This window comes from Kitasatospora sp. NPDC056800, assembly GCF_042789775.1.
GTDB lineage: Bacteria > Actinomycetota > Actinomycetes > Streptomycetales > Streptomycetaceae > Kitasatospora.
Window position 1 is genome coordinate 1 of the sequence record NZ_JBHUAL010000186.1, and the last position, 16,070, is coordinate 16,070.

12 protein-coding genes are annotated in these 16,070 nt (G+C 73.0%); 4 read left to right on the top strand and 8 right to left on the bottom strand.

Going from position 1 to position 16,070, the window contains the following annotated elements:
- A partial coding sequence (locus ACFRQN_RS31410; protein WP_380743658.1) for an amidohydrolase family protein occupies positions 1 to 392 on the bottom strand: 392 nt, incomplete at its 3' end.
- A 104-nt stretch (positions 393 to 496) separates the two neighbouring features.
- Positions 497 to 2,671 (bottom strand): NEW3 domain-containing protein, encoded by a 2,175-nt coding sequence (locus ACFRQN_RS31415; protein WP_380743660.1) that lies wholly within the window; start codon positions 2,669 to 2,671, stop codon positions 497 to 499.
- A 402-nt stretch (positions 2,672 to 3,073) separates the two neighbouring features.
- Here ACFRQN_RS31415 and ACFRQN_RS31420 point away from each other — a divergent pair, with 402 nt between their 5' ends.
- Positions 3,074 to 3,880, top strand: coding sequence for a DeoR/GlpR family DNA-binding transcription regulator (locus ACFRQN_RS31420; protein WP_380743662.1), 807 nt, complete (start codon positions 3,074 to 3,076; stop codon positions 3,878 to 3,880).
- A 24-nt stretch (positions 3,881 to 3,904) separates the two neighbouring features.
- On the opposite strand, the gene galK is transcribed toward ACFRQN_RS31420, so the two are convergent.
- Positions 3,905 to 5,050, bottom strand: coding sequence for a galactokinase (gene galK, locus ACFRQN_RS31425; RefSeq protein ID WP_380743665.1), 1,146 nt, complete (start codon positions 5,048 to 5,050; stop codon positions 3,905 to 3,907).
- A gap of 265 nt (positions 5,051 to 5,315) precedes the next feature.
- On the opposite strand from galK, the gene galT reads away from it, so the two are divergent.
- On the top strand, positions 5,316 to 6,422 hold the full coding sequence (galT, locus tag ACFRQN_RS31430) for a galactose-1-phosphate uridylyltransferase (protein ID WP_380743667.1): 1,107 nt from the start codon (positions 5,316 to 5,318) through the stop codon (positions 6,420 to 6,422).
- A 107-nt stretch (positions 6,423 to 6,529) separates the two neighbouring features.
- Here galT and ACFRQN_RS31435 read toward each other — a convergent pair whose 3' ends face one another.
- The 5 genes from ACFRQN_RS31435 to ACFRQN_RS31455 form a co-directional block, all read right to left on the bottom strand.
- Positions 6,530 to 8,365, bottom strand: coding sequence for an RICIN domain-containing protein (locus ACFRQN_RS31435; RefSeq protein WP_380743669.1), 1,836 nt, complete (start codon positions 8,363 to 8,365; stop codon positions 6,530 to 6,532).
- A gap of 86 nt (positions 8,366 to 8,451) precedes the next feature.
- Entirely contained in the window at positions 8,452 to 10,338 is a 1,887-nt protein-coding gene (locus tag ACFRQN_RS31440; RefSeq protein WP_380743671.1) for a DUF5107 domain-containing protein, read from the bottom strand.
- Positions 10,335 to 11,180: a carbohydrate ABC transporter permease gene (locus tag ACFRQN_RS31445; RefSeq protein ID WP_117486249.1), complete on the bottom strand. Its 846-nt coding sequence runs from the start codon at positions 11,178 to 11,180 to the stop codon at positions 10,335 to 10,337. Before ACFRQN_RS31445 ends, ACFRQN_RS31440 begins: the two co-directional genes overlap by 4 nt.
- A gap of 45 nt (positions 11,181 to 11,225) precedes the next feature.
- Positions 11,226 to 12,191, bottom strand: a complete 966-nt coding sequence (locus tag ACFRQN_RS31450) for a carbohydrate ABC transporter permease (RefSeq protein WP_380743673.1) — start codon at positions 12,189 to 12,191, stop codon at positions 11,226 to 11,228.
- A 2-nt stretch (positions 12,192 to 12,193) separates the two neighbouring features.
- A complete protein-coding gene (locus ACFRQN_RS31455; RefSeq protein WP_380743675.1) occupies positions 12,194 to 13,492 on the bottom strand; it encodes an ABC transporter substrate-binding protein in 1,299 nt (432 codons plus the stop codon).
- Between the two features lie 282 nt (positions 13,493 to 13,774).
- On the opposite strand from ACFRQN_RS31455, the gene ACFRQN_RS31460 reads away from it, so the two are divergent.
- A complete protein-coding gene (locus ACFRQN_RS31460; protein WP_117486251.1) occupies positions 13,775 to 14,779 on the top strand; it encodes a LacI family DNA-binding transcriptional regulator in 1,005 nt (334 codons plus the stop codon).
- Positions 14,780 to 14,907: 128 nt separating this feature from the next.
- Complete coding sequence (locus tag ACFRQN_RS31465; RefSeq protein ID WP_380743677.1) at positions 14,908 to 15,666, top strand: DeoR/GlpR family DNA-binding transcription regulator; 759 nt, start codon at positions 14,908 to 14,910, stop codon at positions 15,664 to 15,666.
- Positions 15,667 to 16,070 lie beyond the last annotated feature (404 nt).

Genomic DNA, 16,070 nt, shown 5'->3' on the forward strand with positions numbered 1-16,070 from the left:
GAGATGAACGGGCCCTCGAAGTGGATGCCGGCCAGGACGCCGTCCTCGACGAGTTCGGAGAGGACGTGCGCCTGGCGGGCGACCTCGTCGATCTCGCCGGTGACGGTGGAGGCCACCGTGGTGGTGGTGCCGTGCTCCAGGTGGGTGCGGGCGGCCAGCAGCGCCTCCTCGGCGATGCCGGAGGCGTACGAGGCACCGCCGCCGCCGTGGACGTGCAGGTCGACGAAGCCGGGGACGACGGTGTACCCGGTCAGGTCGAGGTCGCCGGGCTCGGTGTCGCCGCCGAGGCCGGCGATGCGCTCGCCCTCGACGGCGAGGCGGTCGCCCTCGACGACGCCGCCGGGCAGGACCAGCCGGGCACCGGCCAGGGTGGTGCGGTTCATGACGGTCATGGAGGGGTCCTGGATGCCGTTCGCCGGGAGGGGCGGAGTCTCGGGCGGGGGAACGCCGACCGCCCGGCCCACGGGAACCGGTCCGGTGGGCCGGGCGGCGCGGATCACGGCTGGACGGCCAGCGCGAACACGTGGATCGCCGCGGCGCGGGGCAGCGTGACGGAACGGATCGTCTTGCCGGGCGTCAGCGGGACGGTGTTGGAGAAGACGCCGTACCCGGTGCCGAAGTTGCCCGGCCCGGTGGGCGTGTTGCGGTGGTCCGTGGTGAACGCGGTCTTCGCGCCGTAGGCGTCGGTCGGGGTGCAGCACCAGTTGGGGAAGCCCAACTGGCCGCTGCTGGTGGTGCCGTCGGTGTAGGCGACGGTGACCGTGCCGGAGGCGAAGCCCGCTTCGGCGCCGAGGAAGCCCAGCGCGCTGCCCTGGCCGCTGAAGGTGATCTCCTGGCCCGCGGCCGACACGTTGTCGTTGGTGCCGGCGGCCGCGGACGGCCAGGTGAAGCTGAGGCCGTTGGCGCTGATCGTGGCGCCCGCGGTGGCGCCGGCCAGGGCCAGGGCCTGCGCCGAGTAGCTGTTCCCGGCGCCGTCGAAGTCGCCGGGAGCGGTGTCGCTCTCGGAGGTGGCGCCGACGTTGTCGAACGCCGCCTCCAGCGACGGGTAGGGCACGGTCCGCACGATCGTCTGCTCACCGCTGACGGTGTCGACCCCGGCCGGCCGGGCCCGGTAGCTCGCGGTGGCGGTGATCGCCGTGGCCGTGGTGCCGGGAGCGCCCTGGGGGCCGTGCACCGTCACCGTGGCCGACGCGGTCGCGCCCGGCGCGATGCGCGGGAGCGTGACGGTCGCCGGGGTGACGGTCCAGTCGGCGGGGGCGCTGATCCGCACGCTGGTGTCGTTCAGCGCGACGGCGCCGTTGTCGGCCAGGGTGATCCGGTACGTCCCGGGCTCCTGGGCCGTGCTGACGTCCTGCCAGGTGACGGCGGTGGCGGGGGCCAGGCCGTGGATCGCGCCGGGGTGGACCCGGTAGAGCACCGTGGCGTGCGGCGGCACGTTCGCGGAGATCACGCCGGCCGTCCCGACGGCCTTCTTGGTCACCAGGTCGTCGAGCCGGTAGCCGTCGGCGGCGGGCAGGCCCGCCCGGGCGGCGGTCGTGGTGATGGTCTGCGCGGTGTCGGAGGAGTTGAAGAGCGCGACCGCCCGGTCCCCTCCGGCCAGCGGCCTGCTCAGCACGTCGTAGCCGGTTCCGTGCTGGACGACCCGCCCCTGGACGCCCAGCCGGTCCTGGTCGACGGCGATGACGTCGCGATTGCCGAGCAGCTCCAACGCCGCCGGGGAGAGGCGGGTGAGGTCGGTGCTGGAGATCAGCGGCGCGGCCATCACGGCCCACAGCGAGATCTGGCTCTGCATCTCGTCCTGGCTGAGCCCGGAGTCGCCGGCGAGCAGGAAGTCGGGGTCGTTCCACCGGCCGGGGCGCTGCAGGTCGGCCAGTCCGACGTTGTAGCCGTAGTTGTACATGATCGACGCCCACTTCTCGGCGCCACTGGCCTGGCCGAGTGCGATGTCCGCGCCCTCCCGCCACAGGTTGCCGAGCGGCGCGGACCAGCGGATCACCGACTCCCAGTTCGTCGCGCCCTGGAAGTAGGCGGGCGCGGAGACCGAGAAGACCATCCTGCGGTGGGTGTCGAGCAGCGCCCGGCTCATCGCGGTGTAGGTGTCGCGGTAGCTCTGCTCCTCGGTCTCGCCGGGCTTGACCGGGACGTTGCAGCCGTCGAGCTTGACGTAGTCGACGGCCCAGGACGCGAACAGGTCCGCGTCCTGCTGCCAGTGGTCGAGGGAGCCCGGGTAGCCGCCGCAGGTGGCGGTCCCGGCGTCCTCGTAGATGCCGAACTTCAGGCCGAGGTCGTGGACTTGGCGTCCGATGTAGGCCATGCCGTGCGGGAACAGCCGCGGGTCGGCGACCAGGTTGCCCTGGGCGTCGCGCTGCTTGGACATCCAGCAGTCGTCGATGGTGACGGTGTCGTACCCCTTCTTCGCCAGCCCGGTGGAGACGAGGGCCCGGGCGTTGTCGAGGATGGTCTTCTCGTCGATCCCGCACTGGTAGTACGACCAGTCGTTCCAGCCCATGGGCGGTGTGGGGGCGTAGTTCGGGTACTCGGTGACGGTGCCGGACGGGGAGGGCTCGGCGGCGACCGCGGGCTGAGCCAGGAGCGTAGCGGTGGACACGGCGGCGAGCGCCGTACAGCAGGCGACGGTGGTACGGAGCCACCGGCGGAGGGCAGTTGACACGCTTCGACCTCACGGGATCTCGGGGTCAGGGCATGGATGGCTGCTGTTGGTCCCAGCCGGACCATTTGTACGGGGCTCTGCTCGCTCCTGACAAGATGACGGGCAGAATAAGCAATAACACGCACTCAATGGCAAAGTCCGAGCACGAGTGCACGTGGCCCCGGCCCGGCCGAGCCGCCACCGGACGCAGGAGCGCGACCGGCCGACCGGTCGGGTCGGGGCCCGTTGGGGTCCTGGGATACTGGATCATGTCGCGGCCGACGGCTCCCCGGTCACCGACGCGAACGCCACGGCGCCCCGCCCGGCCCTCGGCGGTGGCACCGGTACGTCCGGACCGCGGCAGGGTCGGCCTGCCGGAGGAAGCGGGAGCGGTCAGGCACCCGTTCGATCGAAAGGGCCTTCGTGGCTGATCAGAGTTTGCTCGCCCCGCAGCGCCAGGCGCTGATCCTGGAGGCCATCCGCAAGGCCGGCGCGGTGCGCGTCGCCGAGCTGGTCGAGCAGTTCGGCGTGTCGGACATGACGATCCGCCGCGACCTGGACGCGCTGGTACGCCAGGGAGACGTGCGGAAGGTCCACGGCGGGGCCATCGCGGTGGGGACCGCCAGCACGGACGAACCCGGCTTCGACGTGAAGTCCGGGCTGGAGGAGAGCACCAAGGCCGCGCTGGCCGACGCCGCCGCGCAGCGGGTGGAACCGGGCAGCGTGGTGGCGCTGTCCGCCGGCACCACCACCTACGCGGTCGCCTCCCGGCTGCTGGAGGTGCCGGGGCTGACGGTCGTCACCAACTCCCTGCGGATCGCGGACCTGCTGTGGGCGGCGGAGAGCGACGGAGCGGAGACCGTTCCGTCGCTGCTGCTGACCGGTGGGGCGCCGACACGCTCCGCGGCCCTGGTGGGGGCTCTCGCGGACCAGACGATCCGCACCCTCCACGTGGACCTGCTCATCCTCGGCGTGCACGGTGTCAGCGAGCAGGCCGGGCTCACCACCCCCAACCTCGCCGAGGCGCAGACCAACCGGGCCCTGATCGCCTCGGCCCGCCGCACCATCGTGGTCGCCGACCACACCAAGTGGGGCGTCGTCGGCCTGAGCAGCTTCGCGGCCCTGACGGAGGTCGACTGCTTCATCACCGACGACGCCCTCCCCGCGGCGGCCCGCAACGTGCTCGCCGAGGCGGTCGGCGAACTCGTCGTGGTACCGGCCGCCGGCTGACCGGGGGCTCCGGGCCCCGCCCGGTCAGGCCAGTCGACGCGCCCCCGCCGAGGGGACGGCGGTGAAGGCGACGGGTGCGGCGAAGCCCGCGGAGCCGAAGGCCGACCGCACCGCGTCCGCGACCGCTGCCACGTCCGCCGCGGCCACCAGCGCGATGACGGAGCCGCCGAAGCCGCCGCCGGTCATCCGGGCGCCCAGCGCCCCGGCGGCCACGGCGGCCTCGACCGCGAGGTCCGTCTCGGGGCAGGAGACCCGGAAGTCGTCGCGCAGCGAGGCGTGTCCGGCCGTCAGGACCGGCCCCAGCGCGGCGGTCCGCCCGCCGTCCAGGTGCTCGATCACCTCGGCCACCCGCCGGTTCTCGGTGACCACGTGCCGCACCAGCGGGGCGAGTTCCCCGGGCAGGCGCTCCAGGGCCGCGGTGAGGCCGGCGGCCGGCAGGTCGCGCAGCGCGGCCAGGCCGAGCAGGTCGGCGGCCCGCTCGCAGCCGGCCCGCAGGGCGGCGTAGGCGCCGTCGCCGAGGTCGTGCTTGACCCGGGTGTCGATCACCAGCAGCCGGAAGCCGGCCGCCTCCAGGTCGAGCGGGACGTGGCGCCGCTCCAGCGTCCGGGTGTCGAGGAGCAGCGCGGCACCGTCCGTGCAGCAGGCGGAGGCCATCTGGTCCATCACCCCGCAGGGCACGCCGACGAAGGCGTTCTCGGCCCGCTGGGCGACCAGGGCGAGGTCCGGCGCGGACAGGCCGAGCCCGTACAGGTCGTTCAGGGCGGCGGCCGTGGCGCACTCCAGGGCGGCGGAGGAGGAGAGCCCGGCACCGGCCGGCACGTCGCTGTCGACGGAGAGGTCGGCGCCGCCGATCGCGTGTCCGGCCTCGGCGAGGGCCCAGAACACGCCGGCCGGGTAGGCGGCCCAGCTGGTGACGACCCCGGGGGCCAGGCCGTCGAGCGCGAGGTCGGTGACGGTGCCGTCGCCCCGGGTGCTGTGGAGCCGCACCCGGCCGTCCGTGCGGCGGCGGGCGGTGACCCTGGTGGTGTGCGGGAGGGCGATGGGCAGGACGAAGCCGTCGTTGTAGTCGGTGTGCTCACCGATCAGGTTCACCCGGCCTGGCGCGGCCCACACGCCGCTCGGCCGGGCGCCGTGGACGGCCTCGAAGTCGGTGGCGGCCCGGTCGATCATCTGCTCGGCTCCCGTACGTCGTGCGCGTGCGTCGTGGCGGCTCCCGTCGGTGCCTCCTTCGGCGGACGGGAGCCGATTTCGACATAATCAAACATCATCGGCCGCCGCAGTCAACACCTGCGGGTTTCGCATCGCGGCGCGGACCGGAATCGGTGCCCGATGCCCTGTCGGCAGGTCTACACCTGTTGACAAGCGATCGAATATGTTTGATTCTGTTGGAGATCGGCGCAGACTGGCCGAACTCCCCCGCAGAAGGAGCACGGCGGTGCACAAGACCGCGACCAAGTTGGCCGACGGCCGCGAACTCGTCTACTACGACCAGGAGTTCGGCGCGGCCCGGAACGCCGTGGACGAACGCCCGCTGGAACCCTCCGCGAGCCTCTCCGAGACCCGGCTCGACCCGGTGCTCGGCGAGTGGGTGACCGTCGCCGCCCACCGCCAGCAGCGGACCTACCACCCCCCGGCCGGCGAGTGCCCGCTCTGCCCCTCCCGGAACGGACGGCTGAGCGAGGTCCCGGCGGCCGACTACCAGGTCGCGGTCTTCGAGAACCGCTTCCCCTCGCTCGCCCCGGACTCCGCCGCCCACGTCACCGCCCACGAGGACGACCCCCTGCGCACCCTCCGCCCGGGCACCGGCCGCTGCGAGGTGGTCTGTTTCTCCCCCGACCACGACGCCTCCTTCGCCGACCTGGACGAGGCCGGGGCCCGCCTGGTGCTGGACGCCTGGACCGACCGCACGGCCGAACTCTCCGCCCGGCCCGAGGTCCGGCAGGTGTACTGCTTCGAGAACCGCGGCGAGGAGATCGGCGTCACCCTGGCCCACCCGCACGGGCAGATCTACGCCTTCCCCTTCGTCCCCTCCCGCACCGCCCGGATGATCGGCCGCGCCGAGGCGTACCGGGCGAGCACCGGGCGGAACCTCTTCGAGGACCTCGTCGCCGCCGAACGGGCCGCCCCCGAGCGGCTGGTGCTCCGGGGCGGGCACTGGACGGCCTTCGTGCCCTTCGCCGCCCGCTGGCCGTACGAGGTCCACCTCTACCCCAACCGCCGGGTGCGCGACCTCACCGCGCTGAACGAGGCCGAGCGCGCCGAGTTCCCCGGCCTCTACCTCGACCTGCTGCGCCGCTTCGACCGGCTGTTCCCCACTCCCGCCGGCTCCGCGCCGAACCGGACCCCGTACATCTCCGCCTGGCACCAGGCGCCGAAGGACGGCGGCGACGAACTCGCCTTGCACCTGGAGCTGTTCACCGTCCGGCGCGCTCCAGGCAGGCTCAAGTACCTGGCGGGCGTGGAATCCGGACTCGACGCCTTCGTCACCGATGTGAGTCCGGAGGCCGCCGCCGAGCGGCTGCGCGGGGCCGCGGCCGACTGACCCGGCCCACAGGAGGGCCCCGGCACGGCCGTCGATCGAGCCGTGCCGGGGTCGGGGTCAGGAGGTCGACCACCGCCGCGGCGGCGATCCGGTGTCCGGCTCCCGCGTCACCGCGGCGCCTGCGGAACGAAGGCGAGGGTCTGCTCGGCCGCCGTGCGGCCGCCGCCGACCGTGGAGCCGGTGGTGTCGCTCCAGGAGCGGGCGGGCACGGTCTCGGCGAGTCGGCCCGAGGTGCCGGACATGCCGATCACCAGGCCGCTGTAACGGTTCACCAGCTGGAACCGGCCCTTCCCGGCCTTGCTGGGGAGGATGAACCACTGCTGCCCGACGGTGGCGCTCCCGCCGACGGCGCCGGTGGCGGTCAGCGCCGCGCCCCAGGCCCGGCCCGCCGTCGAGGTGGCGTCGACGCCCAGCAGCCGACCAGTGGCGGCGTTGACGATCCGGTAGGAGCCGTCGCCCTCGGCCAGGAACCGCCAGGACTCGCGGGCGGAGCCGGCCGCCCTGGCCGTGGAGGTGACGGCGGAGCCGCCGGCGCTCTGGGCGAGGACCCGGCCGTTGCCGCTCTGGATCCGGTAGGTCCTGGCCAGGTCGACCGGCGGGGCGGCCGGCGCGGACGAGCCGACGGTGAGCTCGACGTACTGGCCGTCCGAGCCGGCGCAGGCGAAGGAGCAGTACGACCGGAAGGTCCTGCCGACGATCGTGGTGCCGGTCAGGCTGGCGCTGTCCAGGAACCAGCGGTACCAGGAGGCGGTGTGGTAACCGCCGGTGTCGCCGAGCAGCGTCCACTTCTGGGTGGCCAGGTCCTTGGTGGCGTAGATCTGCTGCGGGGCGTTTCCGCTCTGGTCGACGGCCTGCGGAGTGCCGATGTAGAGGCCCAGGTAGGCGTCGTAGGCGATGTTCATGACGAACAGCGGCGTGCTCGGGGCGAGCGTGCCGGCCGCGATCTGCCGGCTGACGGTGCCGGGGTTGGCCGGGTCGTACTCCTTGGCCGGCGGGAGGTACCCGGTGGGGTTGGCGCCGTCGGCGGGCACCATGTCGCTCTCCAGGCCGCCGGCCCCGGGCTGCGACCACGCGCCGTCGTACCACTTCTGCCAGCTGCCCGGCGTCATCTTGGCGGACATCGGGGCCCGCGCGACGTGCTGCTGGAACGCGCCCCAGCTGCCGCCCTTGTCGACGATCCGGGAGCCGTAGAAGACGTAGAAGTATCCGGAGGCGGTGTCCACGAACAGTCGCTGGTCGCCGTCGCCGTAGGAGAAGGTCTGCTGCGGGAAGGCCGCGGTGTCACCTCGCGTGGTGCTGCGGGGCGAGGTGATCACGTGGTCCCTGATCGTCCAGGTCCGGCCCTGGTCGGTGGAGACGGCGTAGTCGATCGCGTCGTAGTGCAGGCCGTCACCGAAGGGCTGGGGGGTGAACTCGTTGTGCACCAGCCCGTACCAGTCCCCGCTGTCCGGGTCGACCCAGACCCCGGCCAGGTCGCAGTAGTTCCGCTGGGCGTAGTGCGAACCCTGCGGCGCGTAGCTGGACTCCCGTCCGGTGGGGCTGTTGTTGCAGCGCGCCGTGGTGTCGTCGTTGCGGTCCGACGGGTCGGCGGGGTTGACGGCGTCGCTGATCGCGGCGGACCTGGTGGCGCTGTCGAAGTCCCGGCCGGTGAAGAAGTCCCACTGCCGGGAGTCGTTCGCGCCGTACAGCGAGTGCGACTGCTGGAAGTAGAACGTGCCGTCCTTGTCGGTGTAGGGACTGGCCTGGGTGTCGTCGGGGTAGGCGTACGAGCCGGTCCTGCCGACCGAGACCGTGTACGTGGCGGGGGCCGGTCTGCCGGCGGCGGGTGAGTCGGCGGACGGCCTGTCGGCGGACGCCGGTCCGGCGGCCAGGGTTCCGGCGCCGAGCGCCGCCAGGGCGGTGGCGGCGAGGACGCGGGCCCATCGGGTGGGTAGAGGTGGCACTGGTACTCCTCTTCCGTGGCGGGGCGCACGGTTGCGCCCCTGCTGTGGGGGTGCGGAACGGGAGAGTGGTCCGGGGAGGCGGGCGGTCAGCCGTCCGCCATGCGGAAGTCGTACTGCGGGGGCACCGGTGTGCCGGGGTGGACGGCGAGCCAGAGGGTGTCCAGGGAGAGCTCGCCCTCGCGCATGGTGTCGACCTGGATGCCCTCGGCCAGCAGTCGCCGGACCCGGTCGTCGTCGCCGAGGGCGTGCGCCGCCTCCGCCTCGGCCAGCCTGATCCGCCCGTGCGCCCGGTCGGCCGGGGAGAGCGCCTCGATCAGCGCGAGCGCCTCGGCGGGGCGCTCGGCGCGCCGCAGCAACTCCAGCGTCTCGATCGTCAACTCCCGTAGTTCCGGGCGGAGTCGGTGGGACGAGAGCAGGAGGTCGGCGGCCTCCCGCGGTTGCGGGGCGAGGAGGGCGAGCGCGCGCAGTGCCCACGGCGAGGCCTGGACGGCGACGGAGCGTTCGAACGCCTCGTGGGCGGACTCCCGTTCCCCGTCGGCCAGGCGCAGCAGCCCGAGCTGGTACAGCGCGTGCCAGTCCGTGGCGTTCGCCTCCAGCAGTCGCCGCCAGTGCGCCCCGGTGACCGGCTCGGCCGGCGGGTCGCAGACCGGGAGCGTGCCGGTCCTCAGGAGCCGCCGCCAGGGTTCCTGGGCGGCCGCCGGCTCGCCGAAGGGCAGGGCGGGCGAGGCGGGAAGGGCACCGGCCTCGATCTCCAGCGCGGCCCAGCCGCCGCCCTCGGACAGCACCTCCTCGGGCGCGCCGAACTCCCCGGCCCGGGCGTCGGCCCGCTCCAGCTCCAGCGGCGGGAGCAGCCGGTCCAGCGCCTGGCCGGCGGCCTTCCGGGCGGCGTCCCAACTCCCGTGCACCGCCGTAGGATCGGCCTGCAGCAGCCCGTACGCCTCGGTCCACGACCAGGTGGCGCCGGCGGGCATCGCCAGGTGCTCCAGCTGGGTGCGGGCCAGGCCCGCCTGGATCTCCAGGTAGGCGGAGTCCGGGCCGGAGAGCCACTCCTGCCAGTGCCTGCCGCCGGTGCCGGTGCCCCAGCAGAACAGCTTGCGTCCGCGCAGCCGGGCGGTGGAGGTCTGGACGAGCCCGGCGCCGGTGCCGTCCAGCGCGGCGATCCAGGGGCGTTCGCCGCCGGGGAGGTCGAGGAAGTAGTCCGCGGCGCGCGCCGCCCGGCCGGGGTAGCTGCGGTCGGCGCCATCGGCCTCCGGGAAGGCCACCCGGCGCAGGTCGCTGACGTAGTCGCAGTGGAAGGCGTGGTCGGCCGGGCCGAGGACGCGCACGTCCCGGTCCTGGGGCACCGCGATGTTGGACCACCAGTAGACCGGTGTCTCGCTCGGCGCGGGGTTGTGCACGGCGACATGGACGTAGAGCACCGGGGAGCCGGCGGGCAGCCAGCTGTCCATCCGCAGCACCAGGCGCCGCAGCCGCTCGAAGGCGTACATCCGCAGCACGGGGGTGCCGTCGGGCGCGCGCACCCGGACGGCGTGCAGCGGCTCGCAGGTCAGCGGCCAGTGCCCGGTGGCGCCGAGGTTCCACTCCACCCCGCCGGCCAGCCAGGCGTCGCGCAGGGCGAGGTTGGCGGGCTGCAGGATCCGGTTGCGGTGCAGCAGCTCCCGCCCGGTGGGGCGGTGCACCAGGGACCACAGCCGCCCACCGAGGGAGGGCAGGAAGGTCGCGGTGAGGGTCTCGTTCTCCAGTACCACGCACGGGAGTTCACGCTCGGTACGGACGCGGTCGTACCCGCCCTGCCGGGTGTACGGCAGCAAGGTGTCGGGCACCCCGTAGGCCAGGTTGCGGCGCATCTCGTCGTCGACCCCGGCGCCGGCGCCGGTCTGCCGGGGCAGGCCGTGCAGGATCGGCAGGGTGCCGCCGACCGGATCGGGGGTCCCGTCGATGCGGAGCGGGTCGGTGCGCAGGGTCGAGGTCACTTGCCGATCCCAACTGTCATGCCCTGGATGATCCGCGAGCCCATCCAGGAGAAGAGCGCGATCATCGGGGCGAGGATGATGCAGACCCCGGCGAACATCGTGCCGAAGTCCAGGCCGTTGAACTGCTGTGCCGCGACGAACGAGGAGAGCGCCACCGGGAGGGTGGTCGTTCCCTGGCTGTTCGTCAGGACGAGGGCGAACAGGGTCTCGTTCCAGGCGGTGATGAACTGCAGGAGGAAGGCGGTGACCAGTCCGCCCCGGGCGACCGGGAGCACCACCTGGACGAAGGTGCGCAGCGGGCCGGCGCCGTCCAGGACTGCGGCCTCCTCCAGCACGCCGGGGACGCCGCGGAAGAAGCCGGTCAGCAGGAAGACGGTGAACGGCATCGCCAGGCCGACGTAGACCAGCCCGAGGCCGAGGTCGCTGTCGGTCAGGTCCACCCGGGACAGGCCGATGAACAGCGGCACCACCAGGACCTGGCCGGGCACGCCGAGACCCATGGCGAAGCTCATCGTCAGTGCCGAGGAGGTCCGCGAGCGGCGCCGGGCGAGGGCGTAGGCGCAGGGGGCGGCGAGGGCGACGGCGACCACGGAGGAGAGGCCGGCGGTGAGCACGCTGTTGAGGGCCGCCCGCGCGAAGCCGCCCTCGTCGAGCGCGGTGGTGTAGTTGCCGGTGTCCGGGCTGGTCGGCAGGCCGAAGCCGTGCCGCAGGATGTCGGGGCCGCTGCGCAGCGAGGTCAGCAGGATCCACAGGAGCAGCAGCAGGTCGGCGGCGACGACGATCCAGACGGCGGCCGTGCCGATCCTGCTCGCGGGTCCGGTGGGCCGGTTACTGCGTCGCACGGGAGGGACCTTTCCGGTTGGGTGCGGGGGGCCGGGACGCGAGGGTCAGTACTCGACCGGTTCGCGGCGCAGCAGGCGGCGCATCACGACGGTGATCAGGGTGACCATGGCCAGGCTGACGATCGCGGCGGCGGTGGCCGTGCCCAGCCGGGGGACGGTGCCCTGCGGGAAGGCCTCGGCGTACACGTACACGGCGGTGTTCCAACTGCTCACCGGCGGATAGGCGTTGGTGCTGCCACCGTAGAGCAGGATCAGCTCGAAGATCTTCACCGAGCTGACGGTCCACAGCACCGCGCAGACCGCGATGACGTCCCAGGCGCACGGCAGGGTGATGTGCCGGAAGCGCTGGAAGGGGCCGGCACCGTCGAGTTCGGCCGCCTCGTAGAGGTAGTCGGGGATCTGGTCGACCGCCGCCATGATGACGGAGGTGTAGTAGCCGGTCGCCGTCCAGACCAGGGTGCCCAGGACCATCGGGAGCAGGTTGTCCGTCGACAGCCACTTGGGCGGTGTGGTCACCCCGAAGACCTTCAGTGCCTGGTTGACCGGGCCGGTGGGCGAGAACAGGAACCCGGCGGCGATGCCGAAGACCATGCCGTTGACCAGCGAGGGGAAGAACAGCACCGACCGGGCGAAGAGCCTGGCCCGCATCTCGCGCAGCACCAGGGTCAGCGCGAAGCTGAGCACGAAGGTGATCGTGCCTCCGACGACCATCAGTTCGAGCGTGTTGAACAGCGAGGTGCGGAACCTCGGGTCCTGGAACAGCAGGAGGTAGTTCCGCGGGCCGCGCCACTCCATCTCGCCCATGCCGTCCCACGCGTACAGGCTGGTCCACAGGGCGTAGCCGACCGGGGCGACGAACAGCACCGCGTACACGATCAGCGCGGGGGCGGTGAAGGGCCAGAACACCCGGCGGCGCTGGCGCTCCAGCGGGCCGACGCCGGAGCGGGCGGCGCGCTCGGACCGGCCCGGGGCGGCGTCCGTCCGGGGCGGCTCCTCGATCGTCGTCGCCACCGTCAGCCCTGGGTCTGCCAGTAGGTGACCTGGTCTGCCTTGCACTTGGCGACGAACCGGTCGGCCGTGGTCCTGCCGTGCCAGAAGTCCAGGTAGTTCTCGTTCAGGACCTTGGACAGCCAGCTGCCGGCCACCCCGTCGAAGCCGAGGCGCACGGTCGGGGCCTCCAGGGCCTTCTGGACGTCGGCCAGTTCGGCGGGGGCCGGGATGTCGCCGCGCGGGGTGAGGTTGCCCGCGGTGGTGGAGATCCCGGACAGGTGCTTCTTCTGCAGGAAGAAGGCGATGAACTTCTGCGCGGCGGCGGCGTTCCTGGCCCGCTTGGGGATGGCGAAGCCGAACAGGGCGGCGTCCGGGGTCTTCGCGCCGGGCGGCAGCATCGACGCCGTCCTCCAGCCGGCCGGGACCTGCTTGGCCACCTCGGCGGTGACGTAGTTGCCGTCCATGTAGAAGGCGGCCTTGCCGCCCGCCCAGTTGGTCTCCTGCGCGGGGTACTTGGTGGCGTCGTAGCCCTCGATCAGGTGGCCGCCCCTCACCAGCTGCTCCACCTGCCGCGCCGCGCCGAGGACCGCCGGGTCGTCCCACGTCGCGCCGGACCGGTCGGCGGCGAGCCGGGCGACGTTCACCCCCGCTCCGTCCAGCAGGTAGTCGAAGTACAGCGCGTTGCTCCAGGGGTCCTCCCCCTCGGAGGCGACGCACGCCTTCCCGGCCGCCTTCAGCGCGTCACAGACCTTGAGCAGTCCGGCCCAGTCGGTGGGCGGACTCGGCATGGCGGCGGTGATCGCCGGGTCGGCCGCGTTGTAGAACATGGCGTTGGTGACGACCTCGTACGGGATCACGTAGTGGTTGGAGCCGGACGGGTCCTTCGGCAGCATGTCGAAGTACTTGGCCGGGACGACCTGGGAGACCGGAACGTCCTCCTCGGGCACCCGCAGCTGCAGCACCGGCGAGAGGTCCAGTGCCTGGCCGGCCGCGGCGGTGGTGCCGTAGACCTTGTCGTCGGACTCGTCCCACAGGTCCGGGGCCCGGTTGGCGGCGATCGCCGGGCCGATCTTCTTGGCGATGTCCCGGCCCGCCCAGGTGACGTCCACCTTGGCGCCGGTGGTGGCGGTGAAGTCGTCGATCGCGGCCTTCAGCACCTTGGCCTGCGGCTCGTCGGCGCGCCACATCGACCAGTAGGTGAAGCTGCCGGCGGCCTTCGCCCCGCTCTCCGAGCCGCTGCCGCAGGCGCTCGCTCCGAGCGCGAGGGCGACGGCGGTGGCCGCCCCGACGACGCGGGCGGCGGGCATGGTCGTTCTCCCCATGGGTGGTTCCTCTCGGAGGCGCGAGATGCCGCGCGGACGTGTCGTCAGCCGGGGCCCGAGGACGGGGAGCGGCTGGATGGCTGGGACGATACGGTCGGGTTGACCGGTAAATCAAGAGTCCTTGCAAAAACCTGCTCAGGACTACGGGACCTCGACACCGTTCACGCAAGGAACTCTCAAGTGACGAGCCAGAGCAGTGGTTTGATCAATCTTGACGCCCCCTCACCGGTGCCCTACCTTTCACCGAAGGCAAGTTGACCGGTAAAGTCGAAGGATCCAGTCATGGTGACGATGCAGGACGTGGCCGAGCGCGCCGGGGTCACGAAGCAGACCGTCTCCAACGTCATCCGGGGGCGGGGGGCCGTGAGCCCGGCGACCGCGGCCCGGGTGCGCGCCGCGATCGGGGAACTGGGGTACACCCCCAACCTGGTCGCACGCTCCCTGGCCACCGGCGCCACCAGGACGGTGGGACTGTTCGTCCCCACCGTGACGGGCTCCTTCTACCCCGACATCGTCGAGGAGGTCGAGGACGTCCTCGACGCGAACGGCTACCACCTGCTGCTCTGCACCACCCGGCTCGACGGCGAGCGCGCCAAACGGCACCTGGCGGGCCTGACCAGCCGCTCGGTGGACGCCCTGCTGATCGCCGGCGACCGGGACCTGATCGACCACCTGCCGCTGCTGGCCGAGGCCTCCTTCCCGGTCGCCCTGTGCGCCTGGGAGACCGACGCCCCCGACCGCTTCCCGGTGGTCACCATCGACTACGAGCGGGCCGGCTACCTGGCCGGGCGCCACCTGCGCGAACTCGGGCACGAACGCGTCGCGGTGCTCGCCAGCCCCGACCACGGCCCGCGGGTCGCGGGCTTCCGGCGCGCCTTCGCCGCCGACGGACTGACCGTCCCCGACGCCGCCGTCCACACGGCGTCCGAACCCACCCCCGCGGGCGGCTTCGCCGCGGCGACGGCGGCACTCACCGCCGACCCGACGATCACCGCGCTCTTCGCCACCCACGACGTCCTCGCCCTGGGGGCACTGGAGGCCGCCCGGGCCGAGGGCCGCTCCGTGCCCCGCGACCTGTCGATCGTCGGGCACGACGACAACCCGGAGGTCGGCGTGGCCCGACCGGCGCTCACCAGCGTGGCCATCCCCAAACGGGAGATGGCCCGGGAGGCGGTCGAGCTGCTGCTGCGTGCCCTCACCCGGTCCGGCAGCCCGGCCAACTCGATCCAGCTGCTGCGGCCCGAACTCGTCGTCCGGGACAGCACCGGCCCGGCCGACGGCCGATGAACGGACCCGGCCCGGCTCCCCGGCGCCGCCCCGGCTACCGCATCGCGCCCGCGCCCGACGGTGCCGCGCGGTTCCGCGCAGTTCCACGCAAAGATCGTCCCTCGCGCGCGCGGCACTAGACTTCCGCCATGCTCAAAGCCGACCGCACCTCCCGGATCCTCACGCACCTCACCGAGACGGGCAGCGCCGATGTGCACGAGCTGGCCGGGCTCCTGCGGGTGTCGGCGGCCACCGTCCGACGGGACCTCCAGGAGCTCCACGACCAGGGCCTGCTGCACCGCACCCGCGGCGGGGCGGTCACCGGCGCCGTCAACCTCGAACTGCCGCTGCGCCACAAGCACGGCACGCGGCAGGCGGAGAAGCGCCGCATCGCCCTGGCGGCCGAGCAGCTGGTGCCCGACGGCGCGGTGGTCGGCCTGACCGGCGGCACGACGACCAGCGAGCTGGCCCGCGTCCTGGCCGAACGCGGCGGGATCACCATCGTGACCAACGCCGTCAACATCGCGGCCGACCTGATCGTCCGGCCGGACATCCGCCTGGTGGTGGTCGGCGGCATCGCCCGGACCACCAGCTACGAACTGGTGGGGCCGGCCGCCGACCGGATGCTCGCCCAGTACCACCTCGACATCGCGTTCATCGGCGTGGACGGCCTGACCCCCCAGGAGGGCTGCACCACGCACGACGAGATGGAGGCCCAGACCGACCGGGCGTTCCTGCGCAGCAGCGCGCGGTCGGTCGTCCTGGCCGACAGCAGCAAGATCGGCCGGGTCACCTTCGCCCGGATCTGCCCGCTCTCCGACGTCCACGACCTGGTCACCGACGGCGACGTCACGGCGGCGCAGGAGGAGGCGATCGCCGCCGACGGCGTACGGATCCTGCGCGCCTGACGCCGAGGCGCCGTCCTCACGGGTCCGGATCCCGAAGACCCGGCTCCCACCCCACACTGACGCCCGGCCGGTCCCACCGGCCGGGCGTTTCTGTCACCGCAACGGTTGACATGAACTCACTAAACCAGGAAGCTCTTTCGCATCTGCGCGGAATCAACTCTAATCAAGCATTTCCAATCAGTCGATCAAGCGCATACGAAGGCGGCAACCGCGGTGGACGACCGTGTGCCGGCGCTCGCCGCGGTGTGCGCCACCGGCGCCTCCCCGCTCGCCCGGGCACGTCCGGCCCGGGGGCGGCCCCCCCCCCCCCCCCCCCCCCCCCCCCCCCCCCCCCCCCCGCGCCGCCCCCCCCCCCCCCCCCCCCCCCCCCCCCCGGGGGGGAGTAAAAGGGGGCCCGCGGAAGA